20 protein-coding genes are annotated in these 18,102 nt (G+C 60.5%); 7 read left to right on the forward strand and 13 right to left on the reverse strand.

Going from position 1 to position 18,102, the window contains the following annotated elements:
- Positions 1 to 57 precede the first annotated feature (57 nt).
- The 3 genes from J3P88_RS07125 to grxD all read left to right on the forward strand — a co-directional run bounded on the left by J3P88_RS07125 (position 58) and on the right by grxD (position 3,016).
- Complete coding sequence (locus tag J3P88_RS07125; RefSeq protein WP_053124551.1) at positions 58 to 345, forward strand: hypothetical protein; 288 nt, start codon at positions 58 to 60, stop codon at positions 343 to 345.
- Positions 346 to 476: 131 nt separating this feature from the next.
- Positions 477 to 2,585, forward strand: coding sequence for a molybdopterin oxidoreductase family protein (locus J3P88_RS07130; protein ID WP_434574532.1), 2,109 nt, complete (start codon positions 477 to 479; stop codon positions 2,583 to 2,585).
- Positions 2,586 to 2,674: 89 nt separating this feature from the next.
- Positions 2,675 to 3,016, forward strand: coding sequence for a Grx4 family monothiol glutaredoxin (gene grxD, locus J3P88_RS07135; protein ID WP_186643646.1), 342 nt, complete (start codon positions 2,675 to 2,677; stop codon positions 3,014 to 3,016).
- A 228-nt stretch (positions 3,017 to 3,244) separates the two neighbouring features.
- Here grxD and bfr read toward each other — a convergent pair whose 3' ends face one another.
- Positions 3,245 to 3,718 (reverse strand): bacterioferritin, encoded by a 474-nt coding sequence (gene bfr / locus J3P88_RS07140; protein ID WP_186706323.1) that lies wholly within the window; start codon positions 3,716 to 3,718, stop codon positions 3,245 to 3,247.
- 198 nt (positions 3,719 to 3,916) lie between these two features.
- Complete coding sequence (locus J3P88_RS07145; RefSeq protein WP_003178704.1) at positions 3,917 to 4,135, reverse strand: bacterioferritin-associated ferredoxin; 219 nt, start codon at positions 4,133 to 4,135, stop codon at positions 3,917 to 3,919.
- A gap of 313 nt (positions 4,136 to 4,448) precedes the next feature.
- Here J3P88_RS07145 and J3P88_RS07150 point away from each other — a divergent pair, with 313 nt between their 5' ends.
- Positions 4,449 to 5,051, forward strand: coding sequence for a peroxiredoxin (locus J3P88_RS07150; RefSeq protein ID WP_003204949.1), 603 nt, complete (start codon positions 4,449 to 4,451; stop codon positions 5,049 to 5,051).
- Positions 5,052 to 5,287: 236 nt separating this feature from the next.
- On the opposite strand, the gene rnt is transcribed toward J3P88_RS07150, so the two are convergent.
- Both rnt and pyrC read right to left on the reverse strand, forming a co-directional pair.
- The gene (gene rnt / locus J3P88_RS07155; RefSeq protein ID WP_003204947.1) at positions 5,288 to 5,965 is read right to left on the reverse strand and encodes a ribonuclease T; all 678 of its coding nucleotides are present in this window, start codon (positions 5,963 to 5,965) and stop codon (positions 5,288 to 5,290) included.
- On the reverse strand, positions 5,962 to 7,008 hold the full coding sequence (gene pyrC, locus J3P88_RS07160) for a dihydroorotase (protein WP_186706322.1): 1,047 nt from the start codon (positions 7,006 to 7,008) through the stop codon (positions 5,962 to 5,964). The genes rnt and pyrC overlap by 4 nt, the downstream gene beginning before the upstream one ends.
- Positions 7,009 to 7,200: 192 nt before the next feature.
- Between pyrC and J3P88_RS07165 the strand changes: the two genes are divergently transcribed.
- Both J3P88_RS07165 and J3P88_RS07170 read left to right on the forward strand, forming a co-directional pair.
- Entirely contained in the window at positions 7,201 to 8,202 is a 1,002-nt protein-coding gene (locus J3P88_RS07165) for an OmpA family protein (RefSeq protein WP_186706321.1), read from the forward strand.
- 128 nt (positions 8,203 to 8,330) lie between these two features.
- Positions 8,331 to 9,548 (forward strand): argininosuccinate synthase, encoded by a 1,218-nt coding sequence (locus J3P88_RS07170; RefSeq protein ID WP_053124536.1) that lies wholly within the window; start codon positions 8,331 to 8,333, stop codon positions 9,546 to 9,548.
- Positions 9,549 to 9,638: 90 nt separating this feature from the next.
- On the opposite strand, the gene J3P88_RS07175 is transcribed toward J3P88_RS07170, so the two are convergent.
- Positions 9,639 to 10,124 carry a hypothetical protein gene (locus J3P88_RS07175; RefSeq protein WP_434574533.1) on the reverse strand — a complete coding sequence of 162 codons (486 nt, stop codon included), beginning with the start codon at positions 10,122 to 10,124 and terminating at the stop codon, positions 9,639 to 9,641.
- 466 nt (positions 10,125 to 10,590) lie between these two features.
- Between J3P88_RS07175 and J3P88_RS07180 the strand changes: the two genes are divergently transcribed.
- Positions 10,591 to 11,217, forward strand: a complete 627-nt coding sequence (locus J3P88_RS07180) for a response regulator transcription factor (RefSeq protein WP_109753848.1) — start codon at positions 10,591 to 10,593, stop codon at positions 11,215 to 11,217.
- A 55-nt stretch (positions 11,218 to 11,272) separates the two neighbouring features.
- Here J3P88_RS07180 and J3P88_RS07185 read toward each other — a convergent pair whose 3' ends face one another.
- From J3P88_RS07185 to metG, 8 genes are all read right to left on the reverse strand, one after another.
- Positions 11,273 to 11,458, reverse strand: coding sequence for a PA3496 family putative envelope integrity protein (locus tag J3P88_RS07185; RefSeq protein WP_186706319.1), 186 nt, complete (start codon positions 11,456 to 11,458; stop codon positions 11,273 to 11,275).
- Positions 11,459 to 11,565: 107 nt separating this feature from the next.
- Positions 11,566 to 12,204, reverse strand: a complete 639-nt coding sequence (gene nth, locus J3P88_RS07190; protein ID WP_186706318.1) for an endonuclease III — start codon at positions 12,202 to 12,204, stop codon at positions 11,566 to 11,568.
- Entirely contained in the window at positions 12,201 to 12,734 is a 534-nt protein-coding gene (locus J3P88_RS07195; protein WP_434574534.1) for an Rnf-Nqr domain containing protein, read from the reverse strand. The genes nth and J3P88_RS07195 overlap by 4 nt, the downstream gene beginning before the upstream one ends.
- Positions 12,727 to 13,338, reverse strand: a complete 612-nt coding sequence (locus tag J3P88_RS07200; RefSeq protein WP_434574535.1) for an RnfABCDGE type electron transport complex subunit G — start codon at positions 13,336 to 13,338, stop codon at positions 12,727 to 12,729. The genes J3P88_RS07195 and J3P88_RS07200 overlap by 8 nt, the downstream gene beginning before the upstream one ends.
- Entirely contained in the window at positions 13,335 to 14,321 is a 987-nt protein-coding gene (locus tag J3P88_RS07205) for an RnfABCDGE type electron transport complex subunit D (protein WP_434574536.1), read from the reverse strand. Before J3P88_RS07205 ends, J3P88_RS07200 begins: the two co-directional genes overlap by 4 nt.
- Positions 14,308 to 15,315: an electron transport complex subunit RsxB gene (gene rsxB, locus J3P88_RS07210; protein ID WP_434574537.1), complete on the reverse strand. Its 1,008-nt coding sequence runs from the start codon at positions 15,313 to 15,315 to the stop codon at positions 14,308 to 14,310. The genes J3P88_RS07205 and rsxB overlap by 14 nt, the downstream gene beginning before the upstream one ends.
- Entirely contained in the window at positions 15,312 to 15,884 is a 573-nt protein-coding gene (locus J3P88_RS07215; RefSeq protein WP_434574538.1) for an Rnf-Nqr domain containing protein, read from the reverse strand. Before J3P88_RS07215 ends, rsxB begins: the two co-directional genes overlap by 4 nt.
- Positions 15,885 to 16,013: 129 nt before the next feature.
- Positions 16,014 to 18,059 (reverse strand): methionine--tRNA ligase, encoded by a 2,046-nt coding sequence (gene metG, locus J3P88_RS07220; protein WP_434574539.1) that lies wholly within the window; start codon positions 18,057 to 18,059, stop codon positions 16,014 to 16,016.
- Positions 18,060 to 18,102 lie beyond the last annotated feature (43 nt).

An 18,102-nucleotide genomic window follows, 5' to 3' on the forward strand; every position in this document is an offset into this window, starting at 1 on the left:
ATTTCCTAATGCAAAGGCCTGGGTTATAAATGAGCCTCAGCGGCACAGGAGCCCGAAATGGATTCGAAAGAGCAACAACTGATGGAATTGCTGGGGCTGACCGCACGCTCGCTGACGCACCTGACGGCTTCGGTGACGTCCATGTCATTCGAATTGCTGCGCAGCGATGACGAAGTGACCAAGGCCGCCGGCCGGCGGATGATCGATCGCATGGCCACGATCAGCAGCGGCCTCGACGAGCATTGGCGGTTGATTGGCGAGCTGACCGGTGTACCCATCGCCCAGGAACAAGTGGAAACCATCGAGGAAATCCAACTCCTGGCGCCACCTCCCGAAGGTCCTTGAACGCACCTCATCGGCGGGCCTGATGCCCGGCAATTCACAGGACGAACGTCGCTGGCGCTGCCGGGAATCACGCGCCATAGTTTTGTTCCCGCGGCCGAAAGTGCCCGCCACGAATAAAACAGAGACTGGCCATGACCAAGACTCTCCACCACCGTGCGTGCCATCTGTGTGAAGCCATCTGTGGCTTGACCCTCGAAACCACCGAAACCGACGGCCAGGGCCTGGCGATCACCTCGATCAAGGGCGATGCGCTGGACACGTTCAGCCGTGGTCACATCTGCCCCAAGGCCGTGGCCCTGCAAGACATCCAGAACGATCCAGACCGCTTGCGCCAACCCATGCAACGCGTCGGCAGCGAATGGCAACCCATCGCCTGGGACGATGCCTTCGCGCTGGTGACCGAGCGCCTGGCGGCTATCCAGGCGCGTCACGGCCAGAACGCGGTGGCCGTCTACCAGGGCAACCCCAGCGTGCATAACTATGGGCTGATGACCCACAGCAACTATTTCCTGGGGTTGTTGAAGACCCGCAGCCGTTTCTCGGCGACCTCGGTGGACCAACTGCCTCATCATTTGACCAGTCACCTGATGTACGGTCACGGCCTGCTCCTGCCGATTCCGGACATCGACCACACCGATTTCATGTTGATCCTCGGCGGCAACCCGCTGGCTTCCAACGGCAGCATCATGACCGTGCCAGACGTGGAAAAGCGCCTCAAGGCGATCCAGGCCCGTGGCGGCAAAGTGGTGGTGGTCGATCCACGCCGCAGCGAAACGGCGGCCATCGCTGACCAGCACGTCTTCGTCCGCCCGGGTGGTGATGCGGCACTGCTGTTTGGCTTGCTCAATACTTTGTTCAGCGAAGGCCTGACCCGTGACAGTCATCTGCCGGTGGACGGCCTGGACGAGGTGCGCGCGGCCGTCGCTTCCTTCACGGCTGAAGCGATGAGTCCGCTCTGTGCGGTGCCGGCCGCGCAGATCCGGCAATTGGCCCGGGACTTCGCCGCCGCGCCGTCAGCGGTGTGCTATGGACGGATGGGCGTGTCGACCCAGGCGTTCGGCACGCTGTGCCACTGGCTGATCCAGGTAATCAACCTGGTCACCGGCAATCTTGACCGGGTGGGCGGTGCGCTGTGCACCGAGCCGGCGGTGGACCTGGTGGCCACCACCTCGGGCGGTCATTTCAACCGTTGGCAGAGCCGGGTGTCCGGGCGTCCCGAGTACGCCGGGGAGCTGCCGGTGTCAGCCCTGGCCGAGGAGATGCTGACCGAGGGCGAAGGCCAGATTCGCGCGTTGGTGACCGTGGCCGGCAATCCGGTGCTGTCGACGCCCAACGGGCGGCAACTGGAGCAGGCCCTGGATGGGCTGGAGTTCATGGTCAGCGTCGATTTGTACATCAACGAAACCACCCGTTACGCCGACCTGATCCTACCCTCGACCTCGGCCCTGGAAAACGATCACTACGACACCACGTTCAACCTGTTCGCCGTGCGCAACGTGACCCGTTTCAACCGGGCGATCCTGCCCAAGCCCGAGGGGGCGCTGCATGACTGGGAAATCTTCGTCGGCCTGGCCAAGGCCTTCGCCGCCCGGACCGGCAAGGAGCTCAAGCCGACCATGCCGCCGGCACAGATGATCGATTTTGGCCTGCGCAACGGGGCGTATGGCGATGCCTCGCCGCACAAGCTGTCCCTGGCGACCCTGTTCGACCATCCCCATGGCATCGACCTCGGCGCACTCAAGCCCAACCTGGCGGCGCGCCTGAAAACCGAAAACCAGCGGGTGCAGGCCGCACCGGCGGTGATTCTCGCTGACCTGGCGCGCTTTGCCGCGTTGCAGGCGCCTGAGCCGGATGAGTTACTGATGATTGGCCGTCGCCATGTGCGCAGCAATAATTCCTGGATGCATAACTTCCATCGACTGGTGAAGGGCAAGCCGCGTCATCAGTTGCTGATGCACCCGGATGACCTCGCCGCGCGTGGCCTTGCCGATGGGCAGCGCGTGACCGTCAGTTCGCGGGTGGGGGTCATCGAAGTCGAGGTGCTGGGCAGCCTGGACATGATGAAAGGCGTGGTCAGCCTGCCCCACGGCTGGGGCCATGCCCGGCCGGGCGTGCAGATGACCATTGCCAGCGCACAGCCAGGCTCCAGCGCCAACGACTTGACCGATCACTGTCAGCTCGATGAGTTATCCGGCAACGCGGCGCTCAACGGTGTACCGGTGAAGGTGGCGGCTGCGTAAAATTGTCCCTGAGCAGCACGTTCTGCTTTCCGTTACAATGCGCCACCGTGTCGACATCTGAAGTCGCAAAGTTTAAGCCGAGGTGCTCCGTGGATATCATCGAAACGATTAAAGACCAGATTGCCAACAACACCATCCTGCTTTACATGAAAGGCTCGCCGAACGCGCCACAGTGCGGTTTCTCGGCCAAGGCCGCCCAGGCGGTGATGGCGTGTGGCGAGAAGTTTGCCTACGTGGACATCCTGCAGAACCCGGAAATCCGCGCCAACCTGCCCAAGTACGCCAACTGGCCAACCTTCCCGCAATTGTGGGTGGGTGGTGAGCTGGTCGGCGGTAGCGACATCATGACCGAGATGGCCGCTGACGGCTCTCTGCAGTCCACGATCAAGGCAGCTGTGGAAGCAGCAGCGGCGAACAAGACCGAAGCCTGATCCACATATCCGTATTCAGCACACAGTTTGTGGCTGAATGCGGACACTGTGGGAGCGGGCTTGCTCGCGAAAGCGTTGTACCAGAAACATCAACAGAGACTGACACACCGCTTTCGCGAGCAAGCTCGCTCCCACAGTGGTTTTAGGTGTGGCCTGGAACCCAGGCAATAAAAAGCCCCGCCTCTCGCAAGAGGGCGGGGCTTTTTAGTGGCTTGCTACTGGGGAAGCTTACTCTTCACCCATCTGCGATTGCAGGTAGTTCTCCAGACCGATTTTGTCGATCAGGCCCAGTTGGGTTTCCAGCCAGTCGATGTGCTCTTCCTCGGATTCGAGGATGTCTTCCAGCAGTTCACGGCTACCGAAGTCGCCAACGCTTTCGCAATGGACGATTGCGGCCTTCAGGTCGGCATGGCCGGTGCGCTCGATGCGCAGGTCGCACTCGAGCATTTCCCGGGTGTGTTCGCCGATGTGCAGCTTGCCCAGGTCCTGGACGTTCGGCAGGCCCTCGAGGAACAGGATGCGCTTGATCAGCTTGTCCGCGTGCTTCATCTCGTCGATGGACTCGTGGTACTCATGCTTGCCCAGCTTGTTCAGGCCCCAGTCCTCGTACATGCGCGCATGCAGGAAGTATTGGTTGATCGCGACCAGCTCATTGGCAAGGATCTTGTTGAGATGCTGGATGACTGTAATGTCGCCTTTCATGATGAGGCCTGCCCTTTAATAGCTGTGTATAGGGCGGAGTTTGAGCCGCGTATTTACCAGTGTCAAACCTAAGTTATTGAATAGTAAATGAAAATTAATCGGAATAAGAATGTTTGTGTTCCGCGTCTGGACGCTAACTATTTGATTTGCAGGCATAAAAAAACCGGACATTAAGTCCGGTTCCTTGAAAAGCTGTGTTTACGCGGCAGTAAATTCTACCGGGTAAGGGATCGAGGCCTGTGCCGTTTGCACCTTGGCGAGGGTTTCACGCACCACTTCCTTGGCCAGGCAGGCACATTTGCCGCATTGGCTGGCTACGCCGGTGGCCTGACGGACTTCGCGATAGCTGCAGCAACCTTCATAGATCGCTTCGCGGATTTGTCCGTCGGTGACGCCAGTGCAGAGGCATACATACATAAGTGAGAACCGTCGCTGGTTGTGACTCAATTGAGACGGATCTTAATGTTAACGAGAATGATTGTCAAAGTGGTTTCTCAAGGACTTTCACCCAGATGACGACAGGCTGACGAACGGTTTTATCCAGCGCGACGAAAGCGGCCCGCAGCGGGGCGGCGATTTTTCGATACCACGAAAAACCGTTGAAGACAGTCCAAATGCGCGGTGTATGATGGTCGGCCCTTGTAAGCGGGTTCGTGTCACAGGGCTGTCGCCTGAGGGTGGCAGGCTGGCCCGGACCTTGTTTTCACGCTATTACATCAGGAGATATCCCATGAGCGTACTCGTAGGCAAACAAGCCCCAGACTTTACCGTTCCAGCCGTCCTCGGCAACGGCGAAATCGTCGACAGCTTCACCCTGTCCTCGGCCATCAAAGGCAAATACGGCCTGGTGTTCTTCTATCCTCTGGACTTCACCTTCGTCTGCCCATCCGAGCTGATCGCACTGGATCACCGCATGGACGATTTCAAGGCGCGCAACGTTGAAGTGGTCGCTGTTTCGATCGACTCGCACTTCACCCACAACGCCTGGCGCAACACCCCGATCAACAATGGCGGTATCGGCCAGGTGAAATACACCATGGCTGCCGACATGAAGCACGAAATCGCCAAGGCCTATGACGTTGAGTCCGAAGGCGGCGTGGCTTTCCGTGGCGCGTTCCTGATCGACGACAAGGGTGTCGTGCGTTCGCAGATCATCAACGACCTGCCGCTGGGCCGTAACATGGAAGAGCTGATCCGTCTGGTCGACGCGCTGCAATTCCACGAAGAGCACGGCGAAGTCTGCCCGGCCAACTGGAAAAAAGGCGACAAGGGCATGACCGCATCGCCTGAAGGCGTTGCCGCTTACCTGGGCGAGCACAGCGACAAGCTGTAAGCGCACCCAGGCATAAAAAAACCGGCCCTCGATGGGCCGGTTTTTTTATGGGCAGTGCAAGCCGAATGGTTGGCAGAGACGCAGAGCCCTTTGCACTGAACCCTGTGGCGAGGGAGCTTGCTCCCGCTGGGTGGCGTAGCCGCCCCAAATATTTTGTGAGCGCTTCGCGCTCAAGCGGGAGCAAGCTCCCTCGCCACAAGAGCCACAAGAGCCACAAGAGCCAGGCTTGGCCAATGTCAGTCGTCGAAATCCTGCCAGCCACCCATCTCTTTCCACCGGTTGACGATGCCGCAGAACAGCTCGGCGGTCTTCTCGGTGTCATAGCGGGCCGAGTGGGCCTCGCGGCCATCGAAGTCGATGTCGGCTGCCTGGCAGGCCTTGGCCAAGACAGTCTGGCCGTACGCCAGGCCCGCCAAGGTCGCGGTGTCGAAGCTGGAGAACGGATGGAACGGGTTGCGCTTCATGTCCAGGCGCGCGACGGCGGCGTTGAGGAAGCCGAGGTCGAAGCTGCTGTTGTGGCCGACCAGGATCGCTCGCTTGCAACCGTTGGCTTTCAGCGCCTTGCGTACGCCACGGAAGATGTCGGTCAGGGCTGTTTCTTCGCTGACCGCCATGCGCAGCGGGTGATCGAGCTTGATCCCGGTGAACTCCAGGGCCGCCGCTTCGACGTTGGCGCCTTCAAACGGTTCGACGCGGAAGAAGTAGGTGTGATCAGGGAACACAAAGCCTTTTTCGTCCATGCCGATGGTGGTCGCGGCGATTTCCAGCAGGGCGTCGGTGGCGGAATTGAAACCACCGGTTTCGACATCGACGACGACCGGCAGATAACCACGGAACCGCGCGGCCATGGGGTGACGGGCGCCGCCCGAACCACCGTTGCCGTCCAGCTCGTCGTCGAAATGATCTTCACTCACGCGTTTTCCTCCAGCAGGCGCCAGCGCAGTTTTTCACCGGCGCGCAGCGGGATGACGGTCTGCTCGCCGAAGGGCAGGCTGACAGGGGCGGTCCATTCGTCACGGACCAGGGTAATACGATCGGTGTTCACCGGCAGGCCATAGAAACGTGGGCCGTGCAGGCTGGCAAAGCCTTCGAGCTTGTCCAGCGCGTTGCGCTGTTCGAACGCCTCGGCGTACATCTCGATGGCGGCATAAGCGGTGTAGCAGCCGGCGCAACCGCAGGCCGCTTCCTTGGCGTGCTGGGCGTGGGGGGCCGAGTCGGTGCCGAGGAAAAACTTGGCGCTGCCGCTGGTGGCGGCGTCCAGCAAGGCTTCCTGGTGGGTATTGCGCTTGAGGATCGGCAGGCAATAGAAGTGCGGCCGGATCCCGCCCACCAGCATGTGGTTGCGGTTGTACAGCAGGTGATGGGCAGTAATGGTCGCGCCGACGTTTGCCGGTGCCTCGTTGACGAACTGCACGGCATCGCCGGTGGTGATGTGTTCGAACACCACCTTGAGGGTCGGGAAGCGCTCCACGACGCGGCGCATGTGCTCGTCGATGAAAATCTTCTCGCGGTCGAACACGTCGACGTCGCCCCGGGTGACTTCACCATGGATCAACAACGGCATGCCGACTTCGGCCATGGCCTCCAGCGCCGGGAAGATCTTGTCGATGCTGGTGACGCCGGAATCGGAGTTGGTGGTCGCGCCGGCGGGGTACAGCTTGGCGGCGTGGACAAAACCGCTGGCCTTGGCGTCGCGAATCTCTTCGGGCTGGGTGCGGTCGGTGAGGTAAAGCACCATCAGCGGTTCGAAGCGGCTGCCAGCCGGGCGCGCGGCGAGGATACGCTGGCGATAGCCATCGGCCTCGGCGGCGTTGCGCACGGGCGGAACCAGGTTAGGCATGATGATTGCGCGCCCGAAGGTGCGCGCGACATCGGCGACGGTATGGGTCAACACAGCACCATCGCGAAGATGAATATGCCAGTCGTCGGGACGCAGCAGGGTCAGGCGGTCGGACATTGGGGGGCTTCCAGGCGGGTCAAACTCTGGGGAATGCTACCGGAAAAGACCGATTCAGGCACCCGCTATCAAGTTCTGCCACAACTTACCGATAGCTCCTACAGGTGTGCCACGAATCCGTGCAGTGCCCCGGACAGGCGTCATGCCCTCAAGCAGGCGTCGATCTTTGTATTAAAGTCAGTGGAGCCTCCCGTGCGCCAGCGTTATCTAGCCTTGCTCAGTGTGTTTGCCAGCCTTCCCGCCATGGCGCTCACTTTCCAGACCCGTCTGGAGAGCATCGAGTGGACGGTCGAAGGCGACAAGTTCGAGTGCCGGCTGAGCCAGCCGATCACCGATTTTGGCAGCGGCGAATTCGTGCGCAAGGCGGGGGAGCAGGCCACGTTCCGCCTCAAGGCTTATAACCCGATGCTCGGTGGTGGCTCCGCAACGTTGCTCGCGGCCGCGGCGCCCTGGCAGCCAGGACGGGGCGATATCAACCTGGGCTCGGTCAGGATCGGCAGCGGCGATGTGCTGTTCGACAGTTCCCAGGTACAGGCAGGCCGACTGATCAGCGGGTTGATGGAAGGCCGCAGCCCCGTGGTTCGACGCAACACCGAGGATGGGCGCGTTTCCGAAGTTCGGCTGCTGCCCGTGCGCTTCAACAAGGCGTTCAACGATTACCAGGGCTGCGTGGCGAAACTGTTGCCGAAAAACTTCGAACAGATCAAGCAAACCCAGATCGGCTTCCCCGGAGAGGGGATTGAGCTGGATGCTCGGGCCAAGGCTCAGTTGCAGGTCATGCTCGACTTTATCAAGGCAGACCCGAGCGTCAATCATGTCGAGCTTGATGGCCATTCCGACAACAGTGGCAACCGCCTGACCAACCGTGAGCTTTCACGCCGTCGGGCCCTGGCGGTTCAGGACTTCTTCAAGGCCAACGGCTTCCAGGAGTCCCAGTTCACCGTGCGCTTCCACGGCGAGCGTTATCCGCTGGTCGCCAATACCAACGCCGCCAATCGGGCCAAGAACCGTCGTGTCGTCGTAAAACTGGAGCGAGTGGCGGCCACCCAGGCCCCGGCGCCACAACCGCCAACACCAGCGGCAACGCCTGCATCACCTGCTGTGGCACCCGCTGCTGCGCCGGGCAAGACGGCGGCGCCGGTTGTCCCGGCCAAGGCGGTTGCGCCTGCTGCGACGGCTGCGCGCACTTCCTGATCCCGCGCGGATCGTCGCGCAGTCGACATAATCTGTCGCTTCGTCGTCATAAGCTGTCGCGCCTCTGTAAATTATCCGCGCTGGACGTTAGACTTCCCGGCTTTCCGTACAACCCGTGGAGTGATGGCATGGCGGACGTAAACAAGGTCGTTCTGGCGTATTCCGGCGGCCTGGACACTTCGGTGATCCTCAAGTGGCTGCAGGACACATATAACTGCGAAGTGGTGACCTTCACCGCTGACCTGGGGCAGGGCGAAGAAGTCGAGCCTGCACGCGCCAAGGCCCAGGCCATGGGCGTCAAAGAGATCTACATCGATGACCTGCGCGAAGAATTCGTCCGCGACTTCGTGTTCCCGATGTTCCGCGCCAACACCGTTTACGAAGGCGAGTACCTGCTGGGTACGTCCATCGCCCGTCCGTTGATCGCCAAGCGCCTGATCGAAATCGCCAACGAAACCGGCGCCGACGCCATTTCCCACGGCGCCACCGGCAAAGGCAACGACCAGGTGCGTTTCGAACTGGGCGCCTATGCCCTCAAGCCGGGTGTGAAGGTCATTGCACCGTGGCGTGAATGGGACCTGCTGTCTCGCGAAAAACTGATGGACTACGCCGAGAAGCACGCGATCCCGATCGAGCGCCACGGCAAGAAAAAGTCTCCGTACTCGATGGACGCCAACCTGCTGCACATCTCCTATGAAGGCGGCGTGCTGGAAGACACCTGGACCGAGCACGAAGAAGACATGTGGCGTTGGACCGTCTCTCCGGAGAAGGCCCCAGATACCCCGCAGTACCTGGAACTGACCTATCGCAACGGCGATATCGTCGCACTGGACGGCGTGGAAATGAGCCCGGCCACCGTGCTGGCGACCCTGAACCGCATCGGCGGCGAACACGGCATCGGTCGCCTGGACATCGTCGAGAACCGTTATGTCGGCATGAAGTCCCGCGGCTGCTACGAAACCCCGGGCGGCACCATCATGCTGCGCGCCCACAGGGCGATCGAATCGATCACCCTGGACCGCGAAGTGGCCCACCTCAAGGATGAGTTGATGCCCAAGTACGCCAGCCTGATCTACACCGGCTACTGGTGGAGCCCTGAGCGTCTGATGCTGCAACAGATGATCGACGCTTCCCAGACCAACGTGAACGGCGTGGTACGCCTGAAGCTGTACAAGGGCAACGTGATCGTGACCGGGCGCAAGTCCGACGACTCGCTGTTCGATGCCAACATCGCGACCTTCGAAGAGGACGGTGGTGCCTACAACCAGGCCGACGCCGCCGGCTTCATCAAGCTCAACGCACTGCGCATGCGCATCGCTGCGAACAAGGGTCGCAAGCTGTTCTGACCTTGGCTACCCAAAAAAACGGCCTGCCTTGAGCAGGCCGTTTTTTTTGTCCTCTTTTTTTGTGCATGCCGCAGGTTCGTACCCGATGGCTCATTTATCCTGCCCGTGGGCTGCAAGATCTGTCTGGTTGTAGATGATGTACACGACGATGCCGGCGTGCCTTGAATGCTCCGATCGACAGGTCTCGATCAAGCGCTGGGATTGGCTGCATAAGGTACACAGGGTGTCCGGCGATTCACGGCTGTGTCGATGCAGGCCTATCAGCAGCAGTCGTAGCTCCTTGCCCGTCTGGCGCAGCATTCGTTTACGCCGACCGGTCGTGTCATCCATGGTCTTTATAAAGTGTTTGCTCTTGCGAAAATCCGAAGGTGAATACAAGGAGCGATAATTGAAGTTGAGTGTGATGAAAAAAAGCAGCAACAGATAAAACGGAAAGCTGATCAGGAACCAGAGGTAATACTCGCGATCCTGATCATCCAGGAACGGCAGGGAAATCGCCGCGGAAGTTTCGGATAAAGTTGCGAATATGGCGATAAGGGTCATGGGGTTGGTGATGGTTTTCAAAGGTTTGTTCATCGTTAATGCTCATGGAATATTCATGCTCGGTGAGTAAAGTGAAAAAGAGTGTTTTGGGATAATAAGGTGTCGTGATAACCGTCAGGGATGCTGGCGTTTAATGTCAGGTGCCTGAGCGTCTTTTATATATGAATTCCTGTTGCTGAAGTGAGGTGTGGCAGTTTTAACAGCAAACAATTCAGTTACTCTTTATGAATAAAGAGCTTTCCGGCGGTCGGTCCGCGCCGGGCAGGGCGGTGAAAGAGCGCATTATTCGTGGGGGATACCGGAGGGTTGGTGAGGTCGATCTTTCTCTGAAAAAAATTCAGGACACATTTTTCCTGCCAGAATTTGTAGGAATTTTCTGCATATCTTGTAGGTTCTGTCTCTCGGTGCGAGCGGTCAGGGGGGGGCAGTATGCCAAGGTAGAAATGACTAGGCTATTGTGCGTGCTCTAAAAATTCGAACAGCGAAGTTGGATTTGCCCATGAATAAAGTGCTGATCGTGGATGATCATCCCGTCATTCGTCTTGCTGTACGTTTGCTGATGGAGCGTCATGGATATGAGGTCGTTGCCGAAACCGACAACGGCGTCGATGCGCTACAACTTGCTCGTGAACTTATGCCCGACATCGTCATTCTTGATATCGGCATTCCGAAACTGGACGGGCTGGAGGTTATTGCCCGTTTGGCGGCCATTCCTTCATCAATGAAAGTGCTGGTGCTGACTTCCCAGGCGCCTGGACATTTTTCGATGCGCTGCATGCAAACGGGGGCGGCCGGGTATGTCTGCAAGCAACAGGACCTTACTGAGTTATTAAGTGCAATAAAGGCAGTGCTGTCCGGTTACAGTTACTTTCCCAACCAGGCACTGCACACGGTGCGATCGAGCCTGGGTAATGCCAGCGAGTCCGATATGGTTGATCGGTTATCGGGGCGGGAAATGATGGTCTTGCAGCAACTGGCGCGCGGCAAGACCAACAAGGAAATCGCCGATGGAATGTTCTTGAGCAACAAGACCGTCAGTACTTACAAGACGCGTCTGTTATTGAAACTCAATGCCCGTTCGCTGGTCGACCTGATCGAACTGGCGCAGCGCAATGGGTTGGTGTGAGGCTTCAGGTCACGCGTACTTAGTAAAAAGCCTCCATCGGGGAGGCTTTTACGTGTCAGAGATCAAAATCGTATTCGGCCAGTTGCTTCTGTAAACGACGCTCTTCCAACAGGTTATCGATGGTGCGCCGCTTGCTCAGGTTGGTTTTCGCCACTTCCGGCACGGCCACAGGTTCGACGTCGTCGGCTTCAGCGGCGGTGAATTCGTCTTCTACATCCAGTTGTTCTTTGCCAGCACTCATGGGTTCGACTCCAGGCTAAGACTGCCATTGGCGCTCCTTATATCGATAAACCACGAGCGGGTAAAAAAGATTTTTTCAATCGATGGATCGAGAAAAGCAATAGCGCCTCAATCGTCCGACGTCTTGTGCTTGTATTCGCATAAATCTTCGATCCGGCAACTGCCGCAGCGGGGCTTGCGGGCCAGGCAGACGTAGCGTCCGTGGAGGATGAGCCAGTGATGGGAGTCCAGCAGGTATTCCTTGGGGACAAATTTCATCAGCTTCTTCTCCACTTCCACCACGTTTTTGCCGGGGGCCAGCCCGGTACGGTTGCTGACGCGGAAAATGTGGGTGTCGACGGCCATGGTCAATTGCCGAAATGCGGTGTTGAGCACGACGTTGGCGGTTTTGCGACCGACGCCTGGAAGGGCCTCCAGCGCTTCACGGGTCTGGGGGATTTCACTGCCGTGGCGCTCGATCAGCAGGCGGCAGGTTTCAATCACGTTTTTAGCCTTGCTGTTGAACAGGCCGATGGTCTTGATGTACTCGGACAACCCTTCAACGCCCAGGGCATGGATCGCCTCTGGGGTATTGGCGACCGGGAACAGTTTGGCCGTGGCCTTGTTGACGCCGACGTCGGTGGACTGCGCCGACAGGATGACCGCGATCAGCAACTCGAACGGAGAGGAATAGGCCAGTTCGGTTTTCGGCTCCGGGTTGTCTTCGTGAAAGCGACGGAATATTTCCAGGCGTTTTGCGGCGTTCATGGGCGCGGCGTTTCCTCGAGGGTTGAAGGGGATTTGGCGGCCGTCCAAGCCTGTCGGGCGGCCAGCAGCAGCCCGAGCAGAATGAACCCGCCAGGAGCGAGCAAGGCCAGGGGCAGGCCGCTGCCGATCAGTTCACGGATGGCGCCCAGGCTGATCATCAAGAGGCCGAACACCTCAACCAGCCGCAGGCGCACAAGCAGGCCAGACTCAACGAAGAACCCACCATGCTCCAGCGCCACGCAGCTCAGGGCGATCCAGCCCATGTACAGGCTCAGCGGTTGATACAGTTCCAGCGCCCAGGCCTGAATGAGCAAGCCTGTACAGGTGGCCAGGGTGGTGGCCAGCACAATGGCTGCGAGCAGCCTTTGCCCGGACGTCAGGCGCTGCCGGACAAGCCCCATTGCCAAGCCTTGGCAGGAGAGAATCAGCGTCCAGGCCAGCCATAGCGCCAGTGCGCCGACTAATGAATGACTAGCGCCAACCAACGGGACGAGCAGCAGGCCGCGTGTCAGGCCCCATGGCTTATTCATCCGCAGACACTCCCGTTAACTGGGCCTTGTGCTCGTCGAAATAACGCAACGCGTCATGAACCGCCTGGAGCACCGCCCGGGACGTCACCGTTGCGCCGGTCAATTGATCGAACTGACCCTGGTCCTTTTTCAAGGCCCAGCCGCTGCCATCAGGCGCCTGGCGTGATTTGCCGGTGAAGGTCTGCAACCAGGCGTTCGGCCAGCCGGCAATCGCCGCGCCCAACCCGGGCGTCTCGGCTTGGCGCAGGGTCTTGACCCCCAGCAACCGGCCTTGTGGATCGATGGCGACCAGCAATTCGATGCTGCCTTCATAACCCAGCGCCTGGCTACGCAGCAGCACGGCGCTGGGCTGGCTGTTGCGGGTCGCCAGGTAACCGCCCAACAGCGTGCTATGGGCCAGGGTTACCGCGGTTGTGAAAACGGGGCGCGCCAACGGCTGATTGTCATAGCGGGCAGTGGGCAGTACCTCGAGCAAGGTCTTGTTCGCCAGCATCTGTCGCTGGGCCTCGATGCGCCCGGCCGTAGCAAGGTGCGTGAGGTAAGTGGCACCGCTACCGAGGCCAATCAACAGGATCAGGATTGCCATGCCGCCGGGATTCTTCATGTCAGCGGTCGCCGTTGTCGCGCCTCGGCGAATCGGTCCAGTGCCGGCACGCCGAGGTTCATCAGCAACACGGCGAACGCTACGCCGTCCGGGTAGCCGCCCCAGGTTCGGATCAGGTAGATCAGCAGTCCCATGCCCGCACCAAACAGCAGCCGGGCAAGCGGGGTCTTGGCCCCCGAGACCGGTTCGGTCGCGATAAAAAAGGCGCCGAGCATGGTCGCGCCGCTGAACAGATGAAACAGCGGTGAACCATGGGAATCGGAACCCGACCCGTTCCAGCACAACAGGCTGATGATGAACAGGCTCGCCAGCAGGCCCACCGGCGCATGCCAACTGAACACCCGTTGCTGCAACAGGAACAGGCCGCCTGCCAGGAAGGCCAGATTGACCCATTCGGCGCCTCGACCACCGAAACGCCCGAACGCCGGATCGGTGCCGAACAGTTCATCGATGGTCAGGTTCGTGTTGATCCGCAGGCTGTCCAAGGCGGTCGCCCCGGCCCAGGCATCGGGCGCCGGATGAGTGCCGAACACTTGTTGCAAACCTTCCAGCAGGCCCATGCCGTGGGGCGCGGGCCATTGACTCATCTGGGCGGGAAACGCCACCAGCACCAAGGCGTATCCGAGCATCGCCGGGTTGAACGGGTTGCTGCCGACGCCGCCCCACAGGTGCTTGCCGAACAGCAAGGCGCAGGCGGCCGCCGTGACGGTCAGCCACCAGGGGCAATACGCCGGCAAGGCCAGGGCCAGCAGCGTGGCACTGACCAGCGCGCTGCCATCGTTCAGTTCGGGTTTGAGTGGTCGCTGCCGCACACACAACACGAACGCTTCGACCGCCAGCGCGGTGAGGCCGGACAATAGCAGGTTGAGCGCCACGCCCCAGCCTTGGAACCACAGCAGCGCCAGCACGCCGGGCAGCGTCGCCAGCAACACTTGCATCATCGCTGGTCGCAGCCGTTCGTCCACCGGCTCAGGAAGCGGCATGGGCGTCCACCTGGCGTTCGGCATCCTTCACCGCTTGCTCCAGCGCCTGCAACTGTTCATCCGACACCGCGGCCGTCCGGGCTTTGCTGAGTTCGGCGCGGCGCATCGCCAGTTGGATCTTGGCCCGCTTCAGCTCGGCGTTTTGCGCCGGTGCCGGGGGCGCGGTGACCGCAGGTGCGGCGTTTTCCAGTTGGCTCAGGGCCTGCTCGGCGGCTTCGAACTGGCGTTGCAGCACGATCAGTTGCGATTGCTGCTCGAAGGTCGGCGGATGGCCGAACGCTTTCAAGGATTTGTTCAATTGCGCCCGGCTCATGGCCAGGTCGATCTTGGCTTTTTTCAAGGCGGCATCGGCGGTGGCGGCTTTTTGCGCGCGTACGCGTTCCAATGCGACTTGTACGGGGTCGAGCGACGGCTCCTTGGCCTGCGCCGCCCTGTGGGTACGGGCCAAGCGCTCCGCCTGGCGCTGTTCTTCTTCGCGGCGCAGGCGCGCATTGCGTTGTTCGAAGCGACGTCGGGCGTGGTTGCGCTTGGCGGTTCGCGCCTGCTGCTCATCGGTACTGAAGGCCAGGCCACCGACAATCGGCAGCACGGTCGCCATTGGCAGGGGGTGCATCTCGATGCAATCGACCGGGCAGGGCGCCACGCAAAGGTCGCAACCTGTGCATTCATCGATGAGAACGGTGTGCATCAGCTTGGCCGCGCCAACAATCGCGTCCACCGGACAGGCCTGGATGCACTTGGTACAGCCGATGCATTCGGCTTCGCGGATAAAGGCGATTTGCGCCGGGGCCGCGCCGCGGCTGGTGTCCAGTTCCAGCACGGGTATTTTCATCAGCTCGGCCAGGGCCGCGATGGTTTCGCGCCCACCGGGCGGACATTTGTTGATCGGCTCGCCTTGGGCGATGCCTTCGGCGTAAGGCTTGCACCCTGGGTGGCCGCATTTGCCGCATTGGGTTTGCGGCAGCAGGGCATCGATACGTTGAATCAGGCTCATGTCTTGACCAGCCCGCGCAATCCGAGAAAGACCACCGCCATCAGTCCGGCGCTGATCAACTGAATCGGCAGGCCCCGAAAGGGCAGGGCAATAGCGTTATTGGAGGTGCGCTGGCGCAAATCGTCGAACAGGCTCAGCACCAGCCAGAAACCCAGCCCGGCACCCAGGCTCAGGGCCATGGCGTGGCCCAGGCCTCGGTCATCCTGGCTGTTGAGCAGCGTCACGCCCATTACGCCGGCATTGCCCAGCAACAGCGGCCACAGCCCATCGAATGGCAGGGTCGGCAGCCAGCGCGCCAGCAGGCGCAGCAAGGGGGCGATCAGCAAGATGCTCAAGGACAGCCACGCCAACAGGCGCAGCGACACCAGGTTTGTCGGCATCAACAGCCCATGTTCGATCAGGTAGCCCAGGGTGCCGACGACCAGCATCAAGCACGTCGTCGCCAGGCCCAAGGCGTGCACCTGCTTTCTGCCGCTGGCCGCCAGCAGTGGATCGACGCCCAGCGGCCAGTGCAACACCAGGTTGTTGATCAGGGCAGCGCTAAACAGCGTGAGGAGGATTTCGGTCATGGGCGTGTTGGTGACGAGGGGCCTGTTACAAGATTAGGCATTATCCGGCACGCCGGGCGCGTGGGCCAGATATGAAAATCCCACAGCCACCTGCGAGGCGACTGTGGGATCGGTGCGGCGGAAGTCGTATTACTTGATCCGCTGGCCCGGCTTGGCGCCGCTGTCAGGGCTCAACAGGTAGATTTCCTCACCGCCGGGGCCCGCCGCCATCACCATGCCTTCGGAGATGCCGAAGCGCATTTTGCGCGGCTTGAGGTTGGCGATCATCATCGTCAACCGACCTTCAAGCTTGGCCGGGTCCGGGTAGGCGCTCTTGATGCCGGAGAACACGTTGCGTTGCTCGTCGCCGATGTCCAGGGTCAGGCGCAACAGCTTGTCCGCTCCTTCGACGGCTTCGGCCTTGAGGATCAGCGCCACGCGCAGGTCAACGGCGGCGAAGGCATCGAAATCGATTTCCGGCGACAGCGGGTCCTTGGCCAGTTCGCCGTTGCCGGCAGGGGCGCCGGTGTCGGTCTGGCTGGCGGCCAGGTCTTCCTTGGAGGCGTCGATCATGGCTTGGACCTTGGCGGAATCGATACGGGTCATCAACGGCTTGAACTCGTTCAACTGATGGTTGCTCAGCAGGGTCTGGTGGTCGTTCCAGGTCAGCGGCGCAACGTTCAGGAACGCTTCGGCATCGGCGGCCAGCAACGGCAGTACCGGCTTGAGGAAGATCACCAACTGGCGGAACAAGTTGATGCCCAGGGCGCAGATGGCCTGGACTTCGTCCTGCTTGCCTTCCTGCTTGGCCAGCGACCAAGGGGCCTTGTCGGCGATCCAGGCGTTGGCGCGGTCGGCCAGGGCCATGATTTCGCGCATGGCGCGGGCAAAATCGCGGCTCTCGTAGGCTTCGGCGATGCTGGGCGCGGCCGCCAGGAAGGCGTCGGTCAGTTCCGGCGCGGCGTTACCGGCGACCAGGACGCCGGCGTTGCCCTTGTGGATGAAGCCGGCGCAACGGCTGGCAATGTTGACGACCTTGCCCACCAGGTCGGAGTTGACCTTTTGCACGAAGTCTTCGAGGTTCAAGTCCAGGTCATCGACGCCACGGCCGAGCTTGGCGGCGTAGTAGTAGCGCAGGTATTCCGGCGACAGGTGGTCCAGGTAGGTCCGGGCCTTGATGAAGGTACCGCGGGACTTGGACATTTTCTGCCCGTTGACGGTCAGGTAACCGTGGACGTTGATGGCGGTCGGCTTGCGGAAACCGGCACCTTCGAGCATCGCTGGCCAGAACAGCGCATGGAAATTGACGATGTCCTTGCCGATGAAGTGATACACCTCGGCGGTGGAGTCCTTGCCCCAGAACGCGTCGAAGTCCAGCTCCGGTGTGCGGTCGCACAGGTTCTTGAAGCTCGCCATGTAGCCGATGGGCGCATCCAGCCACACGTAGAAATACTTGCCAGGCTCGCCGGGGATTTCAAAGCCGAAGTACGGTGCATCGCGGGAAATGTCCCACTCTTGCAGGCCGGAGTCGAGCCATTCGGCGAGCTTGTTGGCCACCGCGTCGTGCAAGGTGCCACTGCGGGTCCAGGTTTGCAGCATCGCCTGGAAATCCGGCAGCTTGAAGAAGAAATGCTGGGAATCCCGGAGCACCGGGGTGGCGCCGGAAATCGCCGACTTCGGGTCTTTCAGGTCGGTCGGTGCGTAGGTGGCGCCGCATTTCTCGCAATTGTCGCCGTACTGGTCTTCGGTGCCGCATTTCGGGCAGGTGCCCTTGATGAAGCGGTCGGCCAGGAACATGTTCTTTTCCGGGTCGAAATATTGGGTGACAGAACGGGTGGCGATATGCCCGGCGTCACGCAGCTTCAGATAGATCTGGCTCGACAGCTCACGGTTTTCTTCGGCGTGAGTGGAGTGGAAGTTGTCGAAGTCCACCAGGAACTCGGCAAAGTCGGCGCTGTGTTCAGCCTGGACGTTGGCGATCAGCTGTTCCGGGGTGATGCCTTCCTTTTCCGCACGCAGCATGATGGCCGAACCGTGGGCGTCGTCGGCGCAGACATAGATGCACTGGTTGCCGCGATGTTTCTGGAAGCGCGTCCACATATCGGTCTGGATGTATTCCAGCATATGGCCGAGGTGAATCGAACCATTGGCATAGGGCAGGGCGCTGGTGACGAGGATCTTGCGTGGCTCGGACATGGGGCTCGGCTACTTGATGAAACGGAGGTCGGCCACTATAAAG

Origin of the sequence: Pseudomonas sp. Z3-6, from assembly GCF_051131985.1 — a bacterium.
Lineage (GTDB): Bacteria > Pseudomonadota > Gammaproteobacteria > Pseudomonadales > Pseudomonadaceae > Aquipseudomonas > Aquipseudomonas zanjanensis.